Raw genomic sequence first — 23,081 nt, 5'->3', positions numbered from 1 at the left:
GAACGCTCCTTCATCCAAGGCATGGATCACGACGATCATCCTGCCTGCCGCATCGGAACTGCGACAGGGATCCATTGAGCCGAGGGCCTGCGCACCTGGCGGGATAACGTCGCCGCCCCCTTCGCGGCGGTGCCTGCCTCGCCGAGAGCCGAGAGCCGAGAGCCGAGAGCCGAGAGCCGAGAGCCGCGCGCCGGAAGCCGCTTCTGGCCGGCCGGCGCGCGGACCTGCGACCCGTCACCGCCAGACGGACTTCAGCTGCCACGCCCGCAGGTGGTCGAGGGTGGCGGTGCCGCCCTCGGCGAAGACCTCGACGCCGGTGCTGGCGGGGTCGGGGAAGATCTGGTCGGTGATCACGGCCTCGCCGTTGCCGCCGAAGACCTCGACGGATGACCAGTCGACGAGGATACGGAGCTTGACCTTGCCGTTCTTGGCCTTCAGGGGGGCGGTCTGGACGCCCGGGAAGGTGCTGTTGAAGTCGCCGACGCCGGAGCGGGTGCGGTCGACGTACAGCTCCTGCGTCGTGGCGTCGTAACCGATGACGGTCTCCTCGCCGCCCGCGCCGGTGCGGACCTTCAGGCCGAAGCGGTCGGCGTCCTTGAGGGAGAAGGTCGCCTCGATGTCGAGCGCCTTGCCCTTGGCCCCACGGCTGATCAGAGGCTTGGAGGTGCTCTTGACCGTGATCCCGGACGCCGTCGCCGGGCGCATCTGCCGCAGGGACTTCACGCTGCCCACCGGCTTGCTGGTCAGCCGGACTTGGCCGTCGACGGTGCGCAGGGCCATCTCCCTCGGAACGCTCTGCGCGCCGCGCCAGGGGGAGGTGGGGACGGACTGGCCGTAGTCCCAGTTGTTCATCCAGCCGATCATGTAGCGCTTGCCGCCCGGGGCGTTCTCCCAGGACACCGCCGCGTAGTAGTCCTTGCCGTAGTCGGCCCAATCGGCGCGCTGCACAACGGACTTGGCGGGCTTCTCTGCGGCGGTGAACTGGTCGGCCAGGACGTGGCCCCAGCCGCCGGTGTTCATGTCGACGACCTGGATCCGCGCCTTCTTACCGGCGTACGGGCGCACGTCGAAGGACGCCCAGTCCAGGGTCTCGCTGTCGGCGCCGGTCGCGCTGCGGACGACCTTGCCGTCGACGAGCAGGTTCACGGACGTCTCCTGGGAGACGCGCCGTGCCTGAGTGTCGGACAGCACGATGTGGTCGACGTTGAGGTGGCCCCAGCCGCCGGTGTTGTCGTCGACGATCCGTATCCGCGCCTTCTTGCCGGCGAGGTCGCCGACGTCCCAGGAGGCCCAGTTGAGCGCCTCGGCGTCCTTCCCGGTGGCGCTGCGGACGACCTGGCCGTCCACGAGGAGCTCAACCGCAGTCGCGTTGTCGGAGCCGGCCGGGTGATTGCCGCCGCCGACAAGGAAGTTGACGTACTTCTTGTCGATCGTGAACTCGGGCGACGTGAGGGTGCCGGTGCTGGAGTCGCCCTTCAGGAAGGTGTTGGCCAGCCCGTCTCCCAGGAAGCCGGACACGCCCTGCTGGCCGGGGAGGGTGCCGGTGGCCGGTGCGGTGCCGAAGGCCTCCCCGGTCGCCGTCCAGTCGCCGTAGGTTCCGCCTTCGAAGTCGGCGAGGACCGTACCCTCGGGCGGAGTGCTGTCCATGACGGTCCCGGCCTCGTGCGGATGCCGCCCGCCACCGATCTTGAAGTTCAAGTAGGGGCTGTCGACGGTGAATTCGGGCGAGCTGAGCGTGCCGGTGGTCCCGTCACCGCCGTGGAAGCTGTTGGCGAGGCCCTTGCCGTCGAAGCCCTCGACGCCCTCCTGCCCGTCCACCGCCCCGGCTGCCGGTCCCTGGCCGAACGCGGTTCCGGTCGTCGTCCACTCACCGAAGCCTGTGTTCTCGAAGTCCTGCACCACCGTGCCGACGGGCGGGGTGTAGCTGCCCTTGTCGTCCGCCGTGAACTTCTTGCCGTCGAAGTCGCCGATGAAGTACTGGGCGGCCGAACCGCCCGCGATACCACCAGGGTTGATGTTGACGACCAGGACCCACTTGATGTTGTCCGGGTCCCCGTCGACCGCGAGGGGGAACAGGTCGGGGCACTCCCACACGCCGCCCGTCGCACCGGCCGGCCCGAACTCACTCTGCAGCTCCCAGTCCTTGAGGTTCTTGGACGAGTAGAACCGCACCTTGTGCTCGGCGGACAGCGACACCGTCATCAGCCAGCTCTTGGTGGGCGCGTGCCACTGGACCTTGGGGTCGCGGAAGTTGTCGGAGCCGATGTCGATGACGGGATTGCCCTGGTACTTGGTCCAGGTACGACCTCGGTCGGTGCTGTAGGCGAGCGACTGGGCCTGCTTGCCGCCCTCCTTGTAGGCGCTGGTGTAGATCGCCACCATGGGCGGGTTCTTCTTCGTACCGAACCCGGTGGTGTTGTTCCAGTCGACGACCGCACTGCCGGAGAACACCATCTCCTCGTCGTCGTGCGACAGGGCGAGCGGCAACTCCTCCCAGTGCACGAGGTCCTTGCTCACCGCATGCCCCCAGGACATGTCGCCCCAGGAGTTGCCGTTCGGGTTGTACTGGTAGAAGAGGTGGTACTCGCCCTTGTAGTAGACGAGGCCGTTGGGGTCGTTCATCCAGTTCTTCTTCGGAGTGAAGTGGAACTGGGGTCTGTAGGTCTCGGTATACGTCGGGGTGTCGGCGGCGACGGCCTGGGGAGCGAGCGGGGTCGCGGACAGGGCGCAGACCGTCGCCACCGCCGCCATCATCCGTATGCGGGCATGCCGGGGTACGCGTACAGAGCTCATGGTGTCTCCTAGTCCCGCGGTCGTCCGGGCAGCGGTGACTGCGGCTCCGGCGCGGACGGACCGAAAAGTGACACCCCAGGCCGATACCGACGTCGACGCCGTAGCCAAGGGTGTCAACGATGACTTGTGTCATCGATGACATCGAGTGCCCCGATTATGAAGCCCAATCCGGCCAGTACGTCAACGGGTGCGGGCGAGATTGCTTCGGTACGGGCCGGCAGGGCGCCCCCGAGTGGCCGGTTAACGAGTTGTTTCCGGGGTGTTGACCGCTCGGGCCCCTCGGTGCTTCACTGCCGGAACCGGTACCGAAACCGGTTCCGGAACCGCTTCCGGTACCGGTTGCACGGGTCTCTGTACGATCGGCCCTTCGGTGCGGGAGGAAGTTCTTCCGCCTCTGCAGGAAGGGAGGGGAGGTGACATGGGAGTCACGATCGCCGACGTGGCCACGCGGGCCGGGGTCAGCAAGACGACGGTCTCGCGGGTGCTGAACGGCAAGGGCGAGATCAACGAGAACACCGTCTTGAAGGTCCGTAACGCGATATCGGAACTCGGTTATGTGCCGAGCGCCGGGGCAGTGGGTCTCGCCCGCGGCACGACGCAGATGATCGGCATGCTGGTCCCTGATATGGCCTGGGCCTGGGCCGGCATCGTGCAGTCGGTCGTCGCCACGCTGGAGACCGAGGGCTTCGGACTGCGCATGCTGACCGTGAACCGTGGTGAGGAGTCACTGCGCAGACTGGGCCTGCAGGTCGCTGCCAAGTCGTTCGACGGTCTGCTGGTGATAGAGCCCGAGGGTGCCATGGGAACCATCACGGAACTGCACGAAGCGGGGCTGCCGGTGGTGCTGATCGACGACCGCTTCCAGCGGCCGGGATTCCCCTACGTGGCCACCACCAACCGGGAGGGCGGTGAGCAGGCGGCGCGCCACCTGCTGGACCTCGGGCGCCACCGCCCTCTGGTGGTCACCGGTCCTGATGAGTACGGCTGTACTCAGGAACGGCTGGGCGGCTTCGTCGACGTCTATGCGCAGGCCGGGATCGAACTCGGCCAACGCAGCGTCATCTGCGGCGACTTCCGTTTCGACAGCAGTCGGAGCGCGGTCGCGCAAGCCCTCGCGGACGGTGTGGAGTTCGACGCGGTCTTCGGGCACAACGACCCCATGGCGGCCGGCGTGCTTGCGGCCTTGCACGAGGCCGGCCTCAAGGTTCCGGGGGATGTCGCCGTGGTGGGGTTCGATGACGTCGAGCTGGCGTCGTACACCTATCCGGGACTCACCACCATCCGCCAGCCGATGCGGGAGATGGGGGAGGCGGCGGCCCGTCTGCTGCTCGACCATGTGCGGAGATCGCCGGAGGCCGCCGCCTCGCGCGTCATTCCCACCAGCCTGGTGATCCGTGGCTCGACGTTAGAGCCGAAGCCGAAGCCGAACTGACGGGACGTCATCGCGCTACGTCAGTGATGGTGCCCCAGCGCGGTCGGGCGGTGCGTTGCCGGTGACGCACCGCCCCCCGTCTCCTTGAGACTTCTCTTCTTGAAACCTCGGCGAACCTCTTCGGTCTCGCCTTCTCACAACTCCTCGCAACTCATCAGAACTCCCCGCGGCTGCGCCTGCGTTCACGCGGCCACGCCCACACGCACCCTCCCCCCGCGTGTCCCGATCCGGGACACCGAACGGTGCGCCTCGCACACCCCACTCTCACCCTTCGCCCCCCGCGCCTGTATCGCTCAACGGCAAGGAGCCGCACTATGCGTATCGCAACCCGTCACGCCGTCAGAACTCTCCAGACCCTGTGCGTCACCGTCACGGCAGCCTTGGTGGCCACCGGCTGCGGCCGGAGCGAGGATTCCGGCCCCGGCAAGGATGCGCCCGCCGAGATCGGCGCGGGCAAGGCCAAGGGGACGGTGGTCATGTGGTCCCTGGGTGACCCCGACGAAGACATGAAGGCGCTGGCCAAGAAGTTCGAGCAGGAGAACCCGGACGCCGATGTCAAGATCACCGCGGTGCCGTGGGACGGCGCCCACGACAAGCTGACCACCGCGATAGCCGGCGGCAATACACCGGACATGTCCATGGTGGGCAGCACCTGGATGGCGGAGATGGCCGCCTTGAACGGCTTCCAGGCCACTCCGAAGTCGATCAAGTCCTCGGACTTCTACCCCGGCCAGTGGGACACCACCAAGTACAAGGACACCTCGTACGGCATCCCGTTCATCGCCGACACCCAAGCGATCTACTACCGGACCGACCTCACCACGAAGGCCGGCATCAAGGGCGCCCTCGCCGACGACCGGGCCGGATACATCAAGGACCTCAAGGCCATTCAGGCCACCGTCGGCAAGGAGAACCCCAAGCTGCGCCATGCCAGCGGGCTGGTGATGGGCTTCAACTCCTGGATCTTCTGGCTGCCCATGGTCTGGCAGGAGGGCGGCGACATCTACGACGCCGAGACCGAGAAGTTCACCTTCGACACGCCCGAGGTCGCCAAGGCGCTGGAGGACTACGCGAGCGTCCCGAAGCAGGGCCTGGCGCCGACCGACAGGGCGGACAACGTGCAGAGCTTCCAGGACGGGCTGACCGCCGTCTACCAGGAGGGCGCGTGGGCCGGCGGCACCTTCCACAAGGACTCCCCGAAGCTGGACGGCAAGTGGAAGACCATGCCGGTGCCGTACACCAAGCAGCCCGCCGCGTTCGCGGGCGGCACCGACCTGGCGGTGTTCAAGGAGGCCAAGAACCCCGACACGGCATGGAAGTTCGCCCAGTTCCTGACCGAGCCCGCCAACCTCGCGACCTATTCCAAGGCCACCGGCAGCCTGCCTCCTTCGCCCCAGGCGTGGACCGAGGGGAAGCTGACCGAGGACGAAAACCTGAAGCCGTTCGCCGAGCAGCTCGAGGTCGGCAAGGCGCCGCCCGCCATCACGACCTGGCAGCAGATCGCCGACGCCATCGACTCCGAACTGGAGAAGCTGACCCTCGGCAAGGCCACCGTCGCCCAGGTGCAGAAGACGCTGCAGTCCAAGGCCACCAGCATCGGCACCGGTCGCTGAGCGCCGCCGCGTGAGTATCCCTCGTACGGACGGATGACATCCATGTCCACGAAAACGCTCCCCGAGCGGGGCGACACCCACGAGCCGGGCACCGCACGGCCGGAACAGAACCCCGGTCGCCGGCGCTTCGGCCACCGCAGCACGGCGCGCGGCAGGCAGGCCCGGGCCGCCTGGATGCTTGCCGCCCCGTTCCTCGCGCTGTTCGCGTCCTTCATGCTGGTGCCGGTGGTGTGGTCGCTGATGATGGGCCTGACCGACACCAAGAGCTCGGACCTGCGTACGCCGCTGAACGTGGCGTTCGTCGGCCTCGACAACTACGTACGGCTCTTTGAGGACCCGCAGTTCTTCACCGCCCTGCGTAACACGGGCGTCTTCGTCCTGGTGGCCCTGCCCCTGACCCTGGCCGCCGGGCTCGCGGCGGCGGTTGCCCTCGATCGGGGCATCCGCCGCTTCCGCGCGGTCTTCCGGGTCGGCTTCTATCTGCCGGTGATCACGAGCATCGTGGCCGTCGCCGTGGTGTGGAAGACGCTCCTGGAGCCGCGCTCGGGGCTGGTGAACCTCGTCCTGGGCTGGTTCGGGATCGACGGTCCGGCCTGGCTGGCGGACACCCGGTTCGCTCTGCCCGTCATGATCTTGATGGCGGTGTGGCGCAACCTCGGCACGGTCATGATCATCATGCTGGCGGGACTGCAGTCCGTACCGCAGTCGCTGATGGAAGCGGCCGAACTCGACGGCGCCGGGCCGTGGCAGCGGTTCTGGCGGGTCACCTTCCCGCTCCTGCGTCCGGCCCTGCTGCTGACCGCTGTGACCACAGGCATCGGCTATCTGCAGTTCTTCGACGAGCCGTTCGTCATGACCGACGGCGGACCGCTGGACTCCACCCTGTCGGCCACGTTGTACGCCTACAAACAGTTCGGCAACGGCAACTACGAGATGGCGTCGGCCGCCGGCTACGTCATCTTCGTCCTCATCGTGGCGCTGACCGTCCTGCAGTTCCGCGTACTGCGAGACAAGGACTGACGACCATGAGCACCCTCTCGACTCTCCAAACACCACAACCAGGCACGGACCGCTCCCTGAGGCGCCGCCGCGTCCGGCAGAACTGGGGCCGGCCCTGGCTGTACATCCCGCTCGCCGGCGCCCTGCTGCTGATGGTCGCCCCGTTCCTGTGGATGCTGTCCGGGTCGTTCAAGCCCGAGGCCGACATCCGCAAGGTGCCGCCCGTCCTGATACCCACGTCGCCCACGACCGCCAACTACGGCGAGCTGTTCAGCACGCTCGACTTCACGAGCATGTTCGGCAACTCCCTGATCGTGGCCCTCGCCGTCACAGCGGGCAACCTGATCTTCTGCTCGATGCTCGGATACGCCCTGGCCAAGCTGGAGTTCCGCGGACAGCGCGCCGTTTTCCTGCTGGTCCTGGGGACGCTCATGGTCCCCGGCCTGGTCACCTTCGTCCCGCTGTACGTGCTGGTGGCCAACATGCAGCTGACCGGCTCACTGCTCGGGCTGATCCTGCCGTTCCTGGCCACGCCCTTCGGGGTGTTCCTGATGCGGCAGTTCATCTCCACCCTGCCCGACGAGCTCATCGACGCCGCCCGCGTCGACGGCTGCCGCGAACTGGCCATCTTCGCGAAGATCATCCTGCCGCTGACCAAGCCGGCTCTCGCCACGCTCGGGATCATCACCTTCCTCGGCTCCTGGAACAACTTCCTGTGGCCGCTGGTCGTGGCCCAGAACGAGAGCCAGTACACCCTCCCCGTCGGCCTCGCCCTGGCCAGCAGCGGACAGTCCTTCACCCGCTTCGGCATCCTGCTCGCCGGCGCCATGGTCGTCCTGCTGCCGGTGATGATCGTGTTCTTGATCTTCCAGCGGCAGTTCGTGGCCGGCATCGCCACGACCGGCCTGAAGTGACGAAGCGTTCGCCGTCGCTCATCAACTCCCCCACCCCGTACGACTCATCACTTGGAGAACACAGTGGGACAGCCGGTCCGCCCTGCCGCGTACCTGGATCCGGAAGCGTCAGTAGAAGCGAGGACCGAGGACTTGCTGTCCCGGATGACGCTGCCGGAGAAGGTCGGGCAGTTGCTGATGCTCGACGCACAACACGGGGACCTGGCGGACATCGTGACGGCCAAGCTGTCCGGTTCGGTCCTGCATGTGTCGCCAGAGCTGCTGCCGCAGGCCATGGAACTGGCCGGGCAGACCCGGCTCGGCATTCCGCTGCTGACAGCCGACGACGGCATCCACGGCCACTCGTTCTGGCCGGGCGCGACCATCTTCCCGACCCAGCTGGCCATGGCCTGCAGCTGGGATCCGTCCTTGCTGCACCGGGTGGCCCGGGTGGCCGCGACCGAGATCGCGGCGACCGGAATCCACGGGACGTTCTCCCCGGTGCTGTGCATCACCCGCGACCTGCGCTGGGGCCGGATCAACGAGACGTTCGGCGAAGACCCGTTCCTGATCGGCGAGTTGGGGGCGGCGATGGTACGTGGCTACCAGGGCGAGGGTCTTGGCGACCCGACCGCCGTGCTGGCGTACGCCAAGCACTTCGCGGGCTACTCCGAAACCCTGGGCGGGCGCGACGCGAGCGAGGCCGATCTCAGCCCGCGCAAGCTGCGCTCGTGGTTCCTGCCCCCGTTCGAGGAGGCGGTTCGGGCCGGCTGCCGCGGCTTCATGCTCGGGTACCAGTCGATCGACGGGGTGCCCATCACCGCGAACCAGTGGCTGATCAACGATGTGCTCAAGGGTGAGTGGGGCTTCACCGGCACGCTGGTGACCGACTGGGACAACGTCGGACGGATGGTCTACGACCAGCGGACCTGCGCCGACTACGCCGAGGCGGCGGCGGTTGCCGTCAACTCCGGGAACGACCTCATCATGGCCACGCCGCAGTTCTTCGAGGGCGCGCAGGAGGCGGTCGCCCGCGGCCTGGTCGACGAGAAGGAGATCGATGACGCCGTACGGCGGGTGCTGCGGCTGAAGTTCGAGCTCGGACTCTTCGAGGACCCGCGCACACCCGACCCTGAGCGGCAGGCGCAGGTGATCGGCTGCCGCGTACACGCGGACCTCAACCTCGAAACCGCCCGTCGTTCCCTGGTGTTGCTGCGCAACGACGGGCTCCTGCCCCTCGAAGGCGGGCTGTCCCGGGAGGACGGAACCGGCCGCGCCGCAAGCCAGGGCACACCGCGGACGATCGCGGTGATCGGCCCGAACGCCGACAGCACGGAAGCCATACTCGGCGACTGGGCGGGCGCCTCCGGTCAGGTTCCGTGGATGCCCGAAGGCCACCCACGCGCGTCGGTGGAGACGGTGCTCGACGGCCTGCACGCCGTGGCACCCGCCGACTGGACCATCACATACGCCCGCGGAGCCGACATCGAAAGCCCCGACCGGGACACGGGGTGGTCCACCGGGCCCGACGGCCAACCGCAGCCGACCGTTTTCACCCCCGCCCCGGTCGACCAGGCCCAACTTCGGGAAGCCACCGCTGCCGCAGAGGCCGCCGACTACGCCGTCGTGGTCGTGGGGGACACCATCGCACTCACCGGCGAGGTGCGCTCCACGGCCACGCTCGACCTTCAGGGCGGCCAGATCGCACTGCTGGACGCGGTCGCCGCCACCGGCACACCGATGATCGTCGTACTCGCCCAGTCCAAGCCGAGCACCCTCCCGGACTCGGCACTGAACGCGGCGGCACTCATCGAGGCGTTCAACCCGGGCATGCGCGGCGGACGCGCCCTCGCCGAACTCCTCCTCGGACTCATCGAACCCAGCGGCCGGCTCCCCGTCTCCTTCGCACGCCACGTAGGACAGCAGCCCGTCTTCTACAACCAGGTGCGAGGCCAGCACGGGAACCGCTACGCGGATCTCAGCCAGGACCCCCTGTTCGCGTTCGGCGAGGGCCTCAGCTACACCACCGTCACGTACTCCGACCTGGCCGTGCACGACCCGGACGTCTCCGCCGACGGGACCATCAACGCGACGGTGCGGCTCACCAACAGCGGCAGCCGCCCGGCCCTGGAAACCGTGCAGGCGTACGTCAGCGACCTGACCACCAGCGTCACTTGGGCCGAGCAGGAGCTGAAGGGTTTCACCCAGGTCGAGATCGCGCCCGGCGAAGCCCTGGACGTCAGCCTCAGCATCCCCGCCTCGCAGTGCTCACTCGTCACGGCCGACAACCGCCGAGTGGTCGAACCAGGTGAGTTCGCCCTCCGCGTCGGCCCCAGCTCACGGCGCGAGCAGCAGTTGAGCACAGGCTTCCGCATCCGGAACTGAAGGCCGCGTACGGGCTGTACGGCCTCTGTACGGCCTCTGTACGGCCTTGAAGACCCCCGCCCCGCCGGCCCGCCGCCCCGCTAATCCGAAGGCCGGCGGGGCGGGTCCACTCTGAAACACCGAAAGGCACGCGTGTGTCCACCACACCCCGTGATCCGCACCGCCCCGTGGCGCACCTGCGCCCGCCCCGCAACTGGATCAACGACCCCAACGGGCTGGTCTTCCACGACGGCTACTACCACGTGTGCTACCAGTACAACCCGTACGGCGCGAACCACGCGACCGTGCACTGGGGCCACTTCCGCAGCCCCGACCTACTTACCTGGGAGCCGCTGCCGATCGCTCTGTCCCCCACCCCGGATGGCCTGGACGCCGACGGCTGCTTCTCCGGCAACGCCGTCTCCGACGGCGACCGTCTCGTCGCCTTCTACTCCGCGCACCGCGAGGCCCGCTCGTTCCAGCACCAGCCGGTCACCTGCGCCGGCTCTCACGACGGCGGCAGAAGCTTTAGCCCGCGGGGCGAACTGCTCATCCCCGAGCTGCCCGAGGGCTGCACCATGTACCGCGACCCATACGTCTGGCAGCACGGCGACGGCTGGCGGATGCTGGTCGGCGCCGCCCTCGCGGACGGCCGCGCCGCAGCCCTCCTGTACGACTCGCCCGACCTGGAGGACTGGACCTACCGGGGGCCCTTCGCGGCCCGCGAGAAGGAGCCGATCAGCGGCACCGACCTGCTCACCGGCGAGGGCTGGGAATGCCCCCAGTACCTCCCGGCAACGGCAGCCGACGGACGCGACGCGCTCATCTTCAGCGCATGGAACCTACCCACCGGCCCGCAGAGCGTCGCAGCCCTGATCGGCGAAGAACGTGACGGCCACTTCGAGGCCGGCCCACCGGTCCCCGTCGACCACGGCCCCGACTGTTACGCACCCGCCCTGCTGCGCGCCCCGGGCAATCGGTGGTTGCTGTGGGGTTGGTCATGGGAAGCCCGCGACGAAGCCTGGGCGGTCGCGGACGGATGGGCCGGCGTCCTCACCCTGCCCCGCGAGATCCACGTCGACGATGACGGTTCGCTGCGCCAGCGGCCCGCGACCGAACTGCTTGCCCTGCGCGGCAGACACACCCTCCACGCCGAAGGCGCGACGCACGGCCCGCAGCCGGTGGACCTCGGCAGCGTGGGTCGCGCCTTCGACCTGACGGCCCGTCTGGAGCCGACCGGAAACGCCGGCCTGCGGCTCCTCACCACCCCGGACGGCTCCGAGTACCTCGACATCCACCTCGATGCCGATACCGGCGAACTGGTCGTCGACCGCGACCACGCCTCACTGGACACCCGGGCCCGCCGCGGCTCCTACCGGATGCCCTGCCCAGCCGATCGAGCCGTCGACCTGCGCGTCGTCGTCGACCATTCCATCGCCGAAATCTTCCTGACCACCACCGGCCAGGTCCTCACCCTGCGCTTCTACCCGACAGGCCAGGGGCCGTGGCGACTGCAGGCCGGCAGCGCACCGGGTACGCGCCTCGGCTTCGCGGTCGACGCATGGGAGCTGCATCCGCTCGTGATCAAGGAACCGAGCACCGGCGCCGCAGAGCCGACGCCGGCGTCGCCGTAGAACCGACTCCAACCGGTCGATCCCCCACCTCGGCAATGTGTCCCACCCGCTTTCCCCAGTACTGAACAAACAGGTCCGAAGGAGGATCTTCCATGAGCTCGTACGGTCTCGGACGACGCAAGTTCCTTACCACCGCCATTGGTGTCGCTGCCGCCTCGACCCAGCTTTCCGGGAACGCTGTCGCCGCCCCGCAGCTGAAGCAGGCCCCACGTGGCAATTCCGTACGGGTCTGGCTGACGGACGTGTCGGCCGACAAGTGGGTTGTAGGCCAGCGTGATGTGCTGTTCAAGGAAAAGAGAACGGCCAACCCGCTGACGATCAAGATCGACGACAGCGTCAAGTACCAAAGGGTCCAGGGCTTCGGTGCGGCTATGACCGACTCCTCCGCCTGGCTCATCGACAAGCTGTCCACTGCTGAGCGAAGCAAGTTGATGGAGAAGCTGTTTGATCCCTCGAAGGGCATCGGCCTCAGTCTGCTCCGCTCTCCGATGGGCGCCACGGACTTCAACGCGTCCGGGAATTACTCCTACAACGACATGCCGGCGGGACAAACGGATCCGACGCTGTCCGAATTCTCCATCCAGCATGACGTGCCGTACATCATTCCGGCCTTGCGGCAGGCCCTCTCCCTCAACCCGTCCCTCAAAATCATGGCCAACCCATGGAGCCCACCCGGCTGGATGAAGACCTCCGATTCCATGATAGGAGGCACCCTGAAGGGCGAGTACAAGTCGGCGCTGGCCAACTACTTTGTAAAGTTCATCCAGGCCTACGACAAAGCCGGTGTGCCCATCTCCTTCATCTCCCCGCAGAACGAACCCATGGGTACGCCCACCTGGCCCGGAATGTTCCTGTCCGCTTACCAGGAATCCGAGTTGATTCAGGAGATCGGCAAGGCGTTCGAGGCCAACGGAATTTCCACGAAGATTCTGGCCTGGGATCACAACTGGGATGTGCCCTCGTATCCCGAGACGATTTTCAGCGACCCAGCTGCCTCCAAGTACACCGCGGGAACCGGATGGCACATCTACAGCGGTAACCCGAATTACCAGACTGTGGTCCACAACGACTATCCGAGCAAAGAAACCTACATCACGGAAGCCACTGGAGGTGTCTGGCAGGACAGCAAGCAGACAGCGTTCAGTGAGGCGCTCGGTACCTGGATCATCAAGGGCACGCGCAGTTGGGCGAACGGGGTGATGCTGTGGAACATCGCACTCGACCCCGACAGGGGCCCGCTCAACAGTGACACGGCCGGCATACCCATGCTTCGGGGCTTGCTCACGATCGATCCGGCCGACGGGCGGGTGTCCTACAACGTGGACTACTACGCCCTCGCTCACGCCAGCAAGTTCGTAAAGCCTGGAGCACGTCGGATCTACTCGAACACCTTCGGCGAAGGAAGCATAGAGAACGTCGCGTTCCAGAACCCGGACGGATCGAAGGTCCTGATCGCGTACAACTCGGGGAGCACGGCGAAAACCTTCAGCGTTGCCGACGGGACGCAGTCGTTCGACTACACCCTGAACACGGGCGACGCCGTCACCTTCACGTATTCCGGGCCTAAGCAGAGCGGCCGTACCCCTGCGGCGACCAAGGTCTCGGACCCGACACATGACTTTATGTTCAAGTCGCCATCAGGTCCGATCACCGTCACGTACGATCCGGCACTGCTGCCCTATCAGAATCCCCTCCGTACCGGAAACAAGCTGGTCACCTACTCCCTTCCGATCGGAGCTTCTGTCCAGACGCCAGGAAGGGCACTGAGCCGCAGCAAGTGGACCGCCACGGCTTCGGCGCAGCCGGATTGGGGAGTGGCCGCGAACGCGATCGACGGCGATATCGACACACGGTGGAGTCTCGGGCATGCGCCGACGAGCGGCGACTGGTTCCAGATCGACCTGGGGAGCCCTATGAGCTTCAACAAAATCGTCCTCGACACCGGCGTTAATAATTCGTTCGACTACGTCACCAAGTACCAGATATACGTTTCGAACGGCGGTGACGATTGGGGCAGCGCGATTGCAAGCGGCAGCGGGGGCATAGGAAAGATAGCCGTCACGTTGCCGAGCCGGACGGCACGATACATTCGTATCGTCAGCACAGCGGCATCCGGTTTCTGGTGGGCAATCGGCGACATCAATGTATACGGGTCCTCACGTGGATCCGGTTCGATCACGGCCCCGACAGCGGTATCAAACGGCCTCCAGATGAAGACCTGGACCAGCAAGGAAGGGTCACAGGTCACCGTAGTATTCAACGGGACCGCCGACAGCCAGACTTTCAAGATGTCCACCGACGGCTCGTACACCTATACGCTGCCAAGCGGAACCTCGGCGATGTTCACAACCAAGAAGCTGTCGAGCCTTCCGACGCCGGCCTTCAGCAGTTTGAAGCCGGCCCAAGGCATGCCGCGCTCCAAATTCACGATTCGCGGCACTGGTTTCGGTGACGCTCAGGGGCTGGGTACGGTGTATTTCGGATCAGCCTATGCCGAAATAGACAGCTGGTCGGACACGAGTATCAGCGCTTACGTTCCGAAGGGACTTCCGGCGGGGAAGGTCACAGTCTCCGTGAGGGGAACCAGCGGAGCGGATGCAGGTGGATCTTCGTTCGACGTCATAGATCTAGGACCAGCGCTGCCGCGGACGGGTTGGAGCGCAAAGGCCTCGGATGCAAGTCCGTCGGATGCCCCCGGAAACATGCTGGATGGTAATTCCGACACCCGGTACAGCTCCGGAACAGGGCAGTACGACGGCCTGTCGATCCAAGTGGACATGGGACAGACGCAGACGTTCGACAAGATTGTGCTGGACGTCGGCGGCAGTGTCAGCGACTATGCGCGAAGCGCAGACGTATACGTATCTGCGGATGGAACCGACTGGACCAAGGTTTCTTCCGTTGCAGACGGCCAGCGAGTCCACCTGATTTCCTTCCCGACGCAGACAGCTCGCTACATCAAGGTCGTCAACACCGCCAATGTTGCGCGCAATTGGTGGTCAATCGCAGAATTCAACGTCTACGCACCTGAAGGGCTATGACGGGCAGTTCCCTGGGGCCGCCTGTCCCGGTCACCGGTCATGAACCGACAGGCGGGCGTGGCTCACGTTCGAAGCGCGTCAGCCACCAGGACGTTTTCGCCGGACCGGAAGGGGACGTCTTCCTGCGCCGGTAGCTGATAGCAAACAGTACCGAGGCGGCGGCGGCCACGCTTGCGGCGGTCATGGACCAGCCGTTCATGCCGCCGTCGTTGGGCAGAGCGCAGGAAGAGCTGCCGTTGTCCCCTCCCCGGGCGGCGGCCACGCAGCCGTCCTCGCCGGCCGTGAAATTCCCGCCGAAGTACGTCCCCTGCACATCGAGGTCGGTCCCGTCGTAGCCCTTCTCGGGCGCGCCCAGGGCGGCGGGGCCGAACGAGGTGACGTTCGCGGTCGAGAGGCCATTGGCCGTGCCGTTCAGGATCCAGACGGCACCCGACTTCTGCACCGTGCCGTTCTCGCCGGGGGCACCCACGGCCAGGTCGGGGTGGCCGTCGTGGTTCAAGTCCCCCGTCCGCAGGGCCGAGCCGAACCCGTCGCCCTGCTCGCCCCTGCCCGGAACGCCAGGGGTGTCCTGGCTGATGACCTGGGCGCCGGAGGCGGTGAGGCCCTTCTTGCCGCCCAGGAGCAGGACGACCGCGCCCGTGTCCGGGACCTGGCCGGTGTCCTCGCCGGGGAGGCCGATCGCGAGGTCCGCGTAGCCGTCGCCGTTGACGTCGGCCGCCGCGAGGACGTCACCGAACCCGTCGCCCACCGCCTGCTCGTCGAGGCCGGGCAGGTCCAGCGACTCCTGGGTGATCTGTTGCGCGCGGGAGCCGGGTCCGGAATCCGAGCCGCGGAAGACGCGCAGTTCGCCAGGACGGTACTCGCTGTCCTCCGAGACCATGCCGACGTCGCGGACGACGAGATCGCCGTACCCGTCCCCGTCGAAGTCGGCGACCACTCCGTTCGAGCTGTACGAGTTGATGTCGTCGCTGGCGTGTTGTTCCAGGCCGTCTTCGTCGCCCTTGAAGAAGCGGCCGTGCTCCTGCATCTCCTCGAAACCCTGGCTGGTGACGAGGTCGTCCCGGCCGTCGCCGGTCAGGTCCCCCACGAGGATCCCGCGCGGGCCGATGTCGTCGCCCCAGTCGGTGCCGAGAGAGTCCTTCCGGTGTGCCTTCCCGTCGCGGGAGAGCGGGCCGTACAGGACGGTCGGCCCGTCGCCGTCTCGCCGGTCGCTCCCGTAGTAGCTGCCGAGCAGCAGGTCGGCCTGGCCGTCCCCGTCGAAGTCGCCGCCGTGCAGACCCCAGCCGCCCGGCAGCGTCGTACCGCCGGACAGGCCCGTGGACGAGCCCCACAGCACGACCGTCCCGTGACGGTCGTCGATGTCGGTGCTCACCGTCACCGCCAGGTCGGTGAAGCCGTCGCCGTCGAGGTCACGCGCGACCGGGCTGTCCCCGAACCCCGTTCCGCGGGCCGCGAGCCGGCCCAGGGTCCCCTTGGTGGCCCGGCTGATCACCTGGCCGTGCTCGGTGGCGGGGCCGGACCGCGAGCCGTACACGACGGAGACGGCGCCCGCCCGTTCGACGCCGTCCACCGTGCTGAGCGTGCCGGGGGCCACGAGGTCGGCGTAGCCGTCGCCGTTGAAGTCGGGGACCTCCTGCTTCGCCTTTCCCGGCGGCGAGTCGCAGGCCAGGGGAACGGCCGCCAGCGCGGCCAGTGCCACGACGGCCAGTACTCGCTGTGAACTGTCGGGAAACATGACCACATCCTCGTCGGTGGCCACGCCACGGGAACGGCCTCCTCAAGATCTTCACCGAGTGGGCAGTCGCGTCTACCTGAGTGTGGTGTAGTCCACCGCCAGGTCCCGCACCTGGTGGTGGAGAGTCGTCGCGCCGACTCGGGTGAAGAAGGAGGTCCGGAGCGGTATGCCGCTGCTTGGCTGGCGCATCCAGATCCGCCTGCAGAATCCCGTCGATCAGTGGCTTGTACGGATCCAGCCGGGACTCCCGGTGGTGGCCCCGCCAACACCGCCTTCACCCTCGCCGACCTCAATGACCGGCAGGGCGCTTCGTTGAGGACGCGGGAGACCCGCACACGGATGGCCGGGAGGGTTTCCTTGATGAAACTTTCTTCGATGAAAGTTTCTTTCATGCAAGTCTGGTGAATCGGTTCGGGCCGTCTGTCGGCCTGCGTTTCGGTGCGGCATCCTCATGAGCCCTGGGTCGGGCCCGACATGAGCCCTGGGTTGGGCCCGACGCTGAACTCGCCCCCTCCGGAGGGAGCCCTGATGAAGCCATTGGCCGCGGACCAGGTCACCGGAGTGTGGGGCACGCTTCTACTCCCCGTCGAAGGGCGGGGTGACATCGACTGGGACCGGTTGGCGGGTCAGGTCGACGTGCTGCTGGCCAGCGGCGTCGACGGCGTCTACGTCCACGGCACGGCGGGCGAGTTCCACACCCTGGACGAAGCCGAGTTCGACCGGGTGAACGCGGTGCTGGCGGGGCGGTGCGAGGCGGCCGGGGTGCCGTACCAGATCGGTGCCTCGCATCCGGCCGCCCCGACGATGCTCGATCGCATCCGGCGCGCGGCCGCGCTGCGACCGGGCGCCATCCAGGTGATCCTGCCGGACTGGGTCCCACTGTGCGATGACGAGGTGGTGCGCTTTCTGGTCGGTGCCGCTGAGACGGCCGGCGACGTGCCGTTGGTGCTCTACAGCCCGCCGCACGCCAAGACCCAGGTGCCGCCGCCGCTCCTCGGACGGGTGGCCGCGGAGGTCCCGCAACTCGTCGGGGTCAAGATGGCCGGTGGCGACGCCGCCTGGTACGCGGCCATGGCGGACGCCGTGCCCCAGTTGTCGATCTTCGTGCCCGGTCACCTGCTGGCCTCCGGGCTGGCCCGCGGCGCGCACGGCAGCTACTCCAACATCGCGGCCATGTCGCCCCGCGGCGCGGTCGCGTGGTACCGGCTGATGACGACGGATCCGGCCGCGGCCGCCGACGTGGAGCGGCGCATCGGTGAGTTCTTCGTCCGGCACATCGCGCCGTTGCAGGCCCGCGGGCTGTCCAACCCGGCGCTGGACAAGTTCCTGGCCACCGTCGGCGGCTGGGCGCACATCGGCCTGACGCTGCGCTGGCCGGCCTCGTCGGCGCCCGTCGACGCGGTCGAACCGGCCCGCACCGACGCCCACCGGCTGCTGCCCGAACTCTTCCCGGCGTAGCCCCTACCTACGGCCCTGGCAGACCCGACCCGGCTCGGCCCGGCACACCAGGACGTCGGCCCGGGGGAGCGGACGGCGGCCTGGTGGACTGCAAGGTGCGGCGATGCTGTACGAGCGGGCGTACGGGAACCATGTGCCGCTGTTGGGCCCGGTGCCGGCGTACGAGGAAACCGTGCCGCGAGGGATCCATGCGGCGGCCAGCACATGTGCCCGCCGACGAGGTCGAACCGGTTCGAACGCCAACCGGATCGGGAAGCTAGCACCGAGGAAAACCGGCCAGCAATACCCGAGACGCAGAAACCTGCGGTGCGTCGGTCGGCCGCCCGGCGTGAGTCGAGTCACGAGACAGCGATCTCCGCAGGTAGCAGGCGATATGCGGCGTCGCGGGCGAGAGCGAGTGCCGCCTCGGCGAGGTTTCGTCGCTGTTACGGGAAGTGCGCAGAGGCATTGACAGCCCCATGGCTTGAACCTACCTTCACTTCACGCGAACCGGTTCGACAACCGGTCGGCATCGATATAAAGCCCTCAGCGCCAGCGGCCGACGTCGGTCTCCTCCCCGAGATCGTCGAACCGGTTCGGGCAGTTCGAGCAAGGAGTGCCGTGAACATTGGTGAGATCGCCAAGCGGGCCGGTGTCTCGCGCAGCACCGTGTCGTATGTGCTGAGCGGCAAACGGCCGGTGTCGGACGGCACCCGGCAGAAGATCCAGCGGGTCATCGACGAGCTGGGCTACCAGCCCAACGCGAGTGCGCGCGCCCTGGCCAACGGCCGGACCAACACCATCGGTCTGGTCTTCCCGCCGGCCGGTAACCACTACACCGGCATGCAGCTCGATTTCATCGGCAGTGTCGTCGAGGCCGGCGCGGCCAAGGACTACGACGTGCTGCTCTCTCCCAGCGGTATGGACAGCGACCGCTCGTTCCAGCGGCTCCTGGGTGAGCGTCGGGTCGACGGCGCGATCCTGATGGAGCTCCGGCTCCATGACGACAGGTTCGAGCACCTCAACTCGGTGGGCCTACCCGCCGTCGCCATCGGCCGCACGGCACATCCGGAGAACGACTGGTGGGTCGGGCTTGACCACACCGCGCTGGCGGAGGCCTGTGTCCACCACCTCGCCGACCTCGGGCACCGCACGATCGCCTTCGTCAACCGGCCCGAACAGCTCCTGCGAGCCGGGTACGAATCCGCTCACCGTGGGCTCGAGGGTTTCACCAAGGCCGCGGCGGAGCGCGGAGTCACCAGCCGTACGTACTGCTGCGGTGATGACGCGTCCTCCGGCCAGGCCTGTCTGGAGCGGATCCTGTACGACGAGCCGGCCACCACGGCGCTCGTCACACTCAACGAGGCCGCGCTGGGCGGTCTCTACCGGGGGCTGGCCAACGCCGGCCGCCATGTGCCGCGCGACTTCTCCGTCACCGGGGTTGTCGCCAGCCGGTGGGCGGAGACGGTAACCCCGCAGCTCACGGCCGCGGACGTGCCCGCGGAACAGATGGGCCGCCTCGCCGTCGACCTGCTGGTCGAGCGGCTCGACCATCCCGACGCACCGGCCCGGCACCACCTGCTCGCGCCACCGATCTCACTGCGTGCCAGCACCGGGCCCGCAGGCACCGGGCCCGCAGGCACCGGGCTCGCAGGCACCGGGCCTGCAAGCACCGGGCCCGCAGGCACCGGGCCTGCAAGCACCGGGCCCGCAGGTACCGGACCCGCAAGCACCGGCTGACCCCAGTGACGTACGGGCTGAATCCGGCTCCGGCATGGCACCTGACATGACCCCTGACGCCCGCCCTTCCGACCAATAACACCCTCCGCCAACACCCTCCGCGTCCCCCACCCTTCCCCTCGCACGCCCTCAACTGCCTTTGTCGAACCGCCTTACCGGCGGCTCGGCCGACTGAAGCCCTCTCACTCACCCATCACCACCGCTCCCTGGCACGCCCACGCCAAAAACCAGAGGAACAGCCCCATGAACAGCCCCATGAACAGATCCGCCAGACGCCGTCTCGCCGCCGCGGCCATGACCGTCGTCGCCCTCACCGCCTCCACCGCCGCATGCTCCTCAGGCGACGGCAACACGTCCGCGAAGTCGGCGGACGGCGGTACGTACACCGTCTGGGACCCCTACCCGCAGTTCGACAAGAGCTCGGCGTGGGCGAAGCTGCTGGACAGCTGCGGTACCGAAGCCGGCGTGAAGATCAAGAGGACGGCGTACGACACCAGCGACCTGACCAACAAGGCGCTGCTGGCGGCGCAGCAGGACAACTCCGCCGACGTGCTCATCGTCGACAACCCCGTGGTGTCGACCCTCGCCGAGGGCGGGGTGCTGACCACGACCGACGACAACAAGCTGGACACCTCGGACGTGGAGCCGAACCTTCTCGCGGCCGGTCAGACGGGCGGGAAGACGTACGGCACGCCGATCGGCGCCAACACCCTGGCCCTGTACTACAACAAGGAGGTCCTCAAGGCCGCGGGCGTGGACATCGCCTCGGTGAAGGACTGGGCCTCGCTGACGGCGGCGCTGGCGAAGGTCGACAAGGCGGGCAAGAAGGGCATCACCTTCTCCGCGATCGGCACGGAGGAGGGCAGCTTCCAGTTCCTGCCGTGGTTCTGGGGCTCCGGCGCGCAGCTGACCGAACTCGACTCGTCCGAGGGCGTCTCGGCGCTGAAGCTGTGGAGCGACTGGCTGAAGAAGGGCTACGCCCCCAACTCGGTGATCAACAACACCCAGACCACCAGCTGGCAGGAGTTCACGAGCGGCGACTACGCCTTCGCCGAGAACGGCACCTGGCAGCTCGCGGGCGCCGAGAAGGCCGGCTTCGAGTACGGGGTCATCCCCGTACCGGCCGCCAAGGGAGGCAGCGCCGCCGCCCCGACAGGCGGGGAGTTCGTCACCATCCCCGTGCAGAGCGAGACCGGCCGCTACGCCACCTCGCAGAAGCTCGTGGCCTGCCTGACCAGCTCACAGAACCTGCTCGACACCGACACCACCCTGTCGTACGTCGCGCCCACCGGCGAGGTGCAGGACAAGCAGGTCGCGGCCGACCCGAAGCTGGAGCCCTGGGTGGACGCGGTCAAGGCCGCCAAGGGACGTACCAGTGACGACCTCGGCACCAAGTACCCCAAGATCTCCGAGCAGATGTGGAAGGCGGTCCAGTCGGCCCTGAGCGGTTCGCAGTCGCCGAAGGACGCGCTCACCGCGGCGCAGGACGCCGTCAAGTAACCGGAACCCGGGGCCCGTTGATGAACCGCACGACACAGCTGCCGGACCGTCGGACCGTGCAGAGCCGGAAGGGGGCGGCCCACGCCGCGCCGCCCCCGCCGCGCAGGGCGCCACGGCGCCGTCCCACCTCCCAGCAGTTGGCCGCCTGGGGATTCCTCGCCCCGGTGACCCTCTACCTCGTCCTCTTCTACGCCTATCCGCTCTACCGCAACGTCGACCTGAGCCTCCGTAACTACACGGTCCGCTCCTTCGTCCAGGGCGACGCACCCTTCACGGGCCTGGAGAACTACCTGACGGTCTTCGACGACCCGACGTTCGCCCCCGCACTGATGCACACCGTGGTGTTCACGGTGGTGTCGCTGGTCTTCCAGTACGCCATCGGCCTGGCCCTCGCGGTCTTCTTCACCCAGCACTTCCGGCTCTCCGCGACGCTGCGCGCCCTGTTCCTCGTACCGTGGCTGCTGCCGCTGATCGTGTCGGCCTCCACCTGGTCGTGGATGCTCAACAGCGACTCCGGTGTCGTCAACGCCGCCCTGCACGCCGTCGGGATCGACGCGGTGAACTGGCTGACCTCGCCGTCCTGGTCGCTGACCTCGGTGATCATCGCGAACGTCTGGATCGGCGTCCCCTTCAACCTGGTGGTGCTCTACAGCGGTCTGCAGTCCATCCCCGCCAGCCTGTACGAGGCGGCGGCTCTCGACGGCGCGAACGCCTGGCAGCGGTTCTGGCGCATCACCTTCCCGCTGCTGCGCCCGGTGTCCGCCATCACCCTGCTGCTGGGCCTGGTCTACACGCTCAAGGTCTTCGACATCATCTGGATCATGACCAAGGGCGGCCCGGCCGACTCGTCCACCACCTTCGCCACCTGGTCCTACCAGCTCGGCTTCGGCAACCTGCTGCCCGCCTTCGGCCCCGGTGCGGCCGTCGGCAACCTGCTCGTCGTCGCCGCCCTGGTCTTCGGCCTGGTGTACCTGAGGGTCCAGCGAAAGCAGTACGCCTCATGACCACCGTGAGCACAACACGACCGCGCCCCCGTCCGCGCCGGGGCCGGAGCCTGGGCCGGACCACCTGGTGGCAGACGGCGACGGGCCTCGCGCTCACGGCCGTGATGCTCTTCCCGGTCTACTGGATGCTGAACGTGTCCTTCACTCGCGACCAGGACATGCGCAAGTCGCCACCCGACTTGTTTCCCATGAACGGCACGCTGGACGGTTACCGTGCCGTCCTCGACCAGCAACTCCCTTATCTCGCCACGAGTTTGGTCATCGGCTTGGGCACGGTCGTACTGACCGTGGCGCTGGCCGCGCCCGCCGGCTACGCCCTGGCCAAGCTGCGCCCGCGCGGCGGCGGAGTACTCAGCTTCCTCTTCCTGGTCGCCCAGATGATCCCCGGCATCATCATGGCGATGGGCTTCTACGCCATCTACCTGAGCCTCGGCCTGCTCCAGTCGGTCCCCGGCCTGATCGTCGCGGACTCCACCCTGGCCGTCCCCTTCGCGGTTCTGATCTTCACCGCGTTCATGTCCGGCATCCCCGGCGAACTGCTTCAGGCCGCGCAGATGGACGGAGCCGGGCCGCTGCGCACCTTCTGGTCGGTCGTGCTGCCGATGAGCCGCAACTCGATCGTCACGGTGTCGCTGTTCGCGTTCCTGTGGTCCTGGTCCGACTTCATCTTCGCCAGCACGCTGGTCAACGGCGGCGCCAACGAGCCGATCACCCTCGGCATCTACCAGTACATCGGCAACAACAACCAGGAGTGGAACGCCATCATGGCCACCGCCGTCGTGGCCTCACTGCCGGCCGCGGTGATCCTCGTCCTCGCCCAGCGCTACGTCGCCGCAGGCGTGACCGCCGGAGCCGTCAAGGACTGACCTCCTCCCTGACCACCGGCACACCTCTCC

The 23,081-nt window shown here is 67.5% G+C and carries 14 protein-coding genes; 12 read left to right on the top strand and 2 right to left on the bottom strand.

Annotation, left to right across the window (positions count from 1 at the left end; translation table 11 throughout):
• Positions 1–234 precede the first annotated feature (234 nt).
• Positions 235–2,793 (bottom strand): GH32 C-terminal domain-containing protein, encoded by a 2,559-nt coding sequence (locus OHT21_RS19000; protein ID WP_328769530.1) that lies wholly within the window; start codon positions 2,791–2,793, stop codon positions 235–237.
• Between the two features lie 418 nt (positions 2,794–3,211).
• On the opposite strand from OHT21_RS19000, the gene OHT21_RS18995 reads away from it, so the two are divergent.
• From OHT21_RS18995 to OHT21_RS18965, 7 genes are all read left to right on the top strand, one after another.
• Positions 3,212–4,225 (top strand): LacI family DNA-binding transcriptional regulator, encoded by a 1,014-nt coding sequence (locus OHT21_RS18995; protein WP_328769529.1) that lies wholly within the window; start codon positions 3,212–3,214, stop codon positions 4,223–4,225.
• 314 nt (positions 4,226–4,539) lie between these two features.
• Positions 4,540–5,838, top strand: coding sequence for an extracellular solute-binding protein (locus tag OHT21_RS18990; protein ID WP_328769528.1), 1,299 nt, complete (start codon positions 4,540–4,542; stop codon positions 5,836–5,838).
• A gap of 42 nt (positions 5,839–5,880) precedes the next feature.
• Positions 5,881–6,858, top strand: a complete 978-nt coding sequence (locus OHT21_RS18985; RefSeq protein ID WP_328769527.1) for a carbohydrate ABC transporter permease — start codon at positions 5,881–5,883, stop codon at positions 6,856–6,858.
• A 5-nt stretch (positions 6,859–6,863) separates the two neighbouring features.
• Complete coding sequence (locus tag OHT21_RS18980; protein ID WP_328769526.1) at positions 6,864–7,751, top strand: carbohydrate ABC transporter permease; 888 nt, start codon at positions 6,864–6,866, stop codon at positions 7,749–7,751.
• Positions 7,752–7,814: 63 nt separating this feature from the next.
• Complete coding sequence (locus tag OHT21_RS18975; RefSeq protein ID WP_328774144.1) at positions 7,815–10,115, top strand: glycoside hydrolase family 3 N-terminal domain-containing protein; 2,301 nt, start codon at positions 7,815–7,817, stop codon at positions 10,113–10,115.
• A gap of 134 nt (positions 10,116–10,249) precedes the next feature.
• Positions 10,250–11,728, top strand: coding sequence for a glycoside hydrolase family 32 protein (locus OHT21_RS18970; protein ID WP_328769525.1), 1,479 nt, complete (start codon positions 10,250–10,252; stop codon positions 11,726–11,728).
• A 92-nt stretch (positions 11,729–11,820) separates the two neighbouring features.
• Positions 11,821–14,769 (top strand): discoidin domain-containing protein, encoded by a 2,949-nt coding sequence (locus OHT21_RS18965; RefSeq protein WP_328769524.1) that lies wholly within the window; start codon positions 11,821–11,823, stop codon positions 14,767–14,769.
• A 37-nt stretch (positions 14,770–14,806) separates the two neighbouring features.
• Here OHT21_RS18965 and OHT21_RS18960 read toward each other — a convergent pair whose 3' ends face one another.
• Entirely contained in the window at positions 14,807–16,528 is a 1,722-nt protein-coding gene (locus OHT21_RS18960) for an FG-GAP-like repeat-containing protein (RefSeq protein WP_328769523.1), read from the bottom strand.
• A 504-nt stretch (positions 16,529–17,032) separates the two neighbouring features.
• Between OHT21_RS18960 and OHT21_RS18955 the strand changes: the two genes are divergently transcribed.
• The 5 genes from OHT21_RS18955 to OHT21_RS18935 all read left to right on the top strand — a co-directional run bounded on the left by OHT21_RS18955 (position 17,033) and on the right by OHT21_RS18935 (position 23,051).
• A complete protein-coding gene (locus OHT21_RS18955) occupies positions 17,033–17,962 on the top strand; it encodes a dihydrodipicolinate synthase family protein (RefSeq protein ID WP_328769522.1) in 930 nt (309 codons plus the stop codon).
• A 600-nt stretch (positions 17,963–18,562) separates the two neighbouring features.
• Positions 18,563–19,681 carry a LacI family DNA-binding transcriptional regulator gene (locus tag OHT21_RS18950; protein WP_328769521.1) on the top strand — a complete coding sequence of 373 codons (1,119 nt, stop codon included), beginning with the start codon at positions 18,563–18,565 and terminating at the stop codon, positions 19,679–19,681.
• Between the two features lie 255 nt (positions 19,682–19,936).
• Positions 19,937–21,181, top strand: coding sequence for a sugar ABC transporter substrate-binding protein (locus tag OHT21_RS18945; protein ID WP_328774143.1), 1,245 nt, complete (start codon positions 19,937–19,939; stop codon positions 21,179–21,181).
• Positions 21,182–21,201: 20 nt separating this feature from the next.
• Positions 21,202–22,185, top strand: coding sequence for a carbohydrate ABC transporter permease (locus OHT21_RS18940; protein WP_328769520.1), 984 nt, complete (start codon positions 21,202–21,204; stop codon positions 22,183–22,185).
• Complete coding sequence (locus OHT21_RS18935; protein WP_328769519.1) at positions 22,182–23,051, top strand: carbohydrate ABC transporter permease; 870 nt, start codon at positions 22,182–22,184, stop codon at positions 23,049–23,051. The genes OHT21_RS18940 and OHT21_RS18935 overlap by 4 nt, the downstream gene beginning before the upstream one ends.
• Positions 23,052–23,081 lie beyond the last annotated feature (30 nt).

The organism is Streptomyces sp. NBC_00286 (assembly GCF_036173125.1).
Classification (GTDB): domain Bacteria; phylum Actinomycetota; class Actinomycetes; order Streptomycetales; family Streptomycetaceae; genus Streptomyces.
This window is presented reverse-complemented; position numbering and strand designations above follow the sequence as displayed.

What these genes read in the sequence shown, in the direction of transcription:
- OHT21_RS19000 (WP_328769530.1), bottom strand. Translation starts at nt 2,793, where the DNA reads ATGAGCTCTGTACGCGTACCCCGGCATGCCCGCATACGGATGATGGCG.
- OHT21_RS18995 (WP_328769529.1), top strand. Translation starts at nt 3,212, where the DNA reads ATGGGAGTCACGATCGCCGACGTGGCCACGCGGGCCGGGGTCAGCAAG.
- OHT21_RS18990 (WP_328769528.1), top strand. Translation starts at nt 4,540, where the DNA reads ATGCGTATCGCAACCCGTCACGCCGTCAGAACTCTCCAGACCCTGTGC.
- OHT21_RS18985 (WP_328769527.1), top strand. Translation starts at nt 5,881, where the DNA reads ATGTCCACGAAAACGCTCCCCGAGCGGGGCGACACCCACGAGCCGGGC.
- OHT21_RS18980 (WP_328769526.1), top strand. Translation starts at nt 6,864, where the DNA reads ATGAGCACCCTCTCGACTCTCCAAACACCACAACCAGGCACGGACCGC.
- OHT21_RS18965 (WP_328769524.1), top strand. Translation starts at nt 11,821, where the DNA reads ATGAGCTCGTACGGTCTCGGACGACGCAAGTTCCTTACCACCGCCATT.
- OHT21_RS18955 (WP_328769522.1), top strand. Translation starts at nt 17,033, where the DNA reads ATGAAGCCATTGGCCGCGGACCAGGTCACCGGAGTGTGGGGCACGCTT.
- OHT21_RS18945 (WP_328774143.1), top strand. Translation starts at nt 19,937, where the DNA reads ATGAACAGATCCGCCAGACGCCGTCTCGCCGCCGCGGCCATGACCGTC.
- OHT21_RS18940 (WP_328769520.1), top strand. Translation starts at nt 21,202, where the DNA reads ATGAACCGCACGACACAGCTGCCGGACCGTCGGACCGTGCAGAGCCGG.
- OHT21_RS18935 (WP_328769519.1), top strand. Translation starts at nt 22,182, where the DNA reads ATGACCACCGTGAGCACAACACGACCGCGCCCCCGTCCGCGCCGGGGC.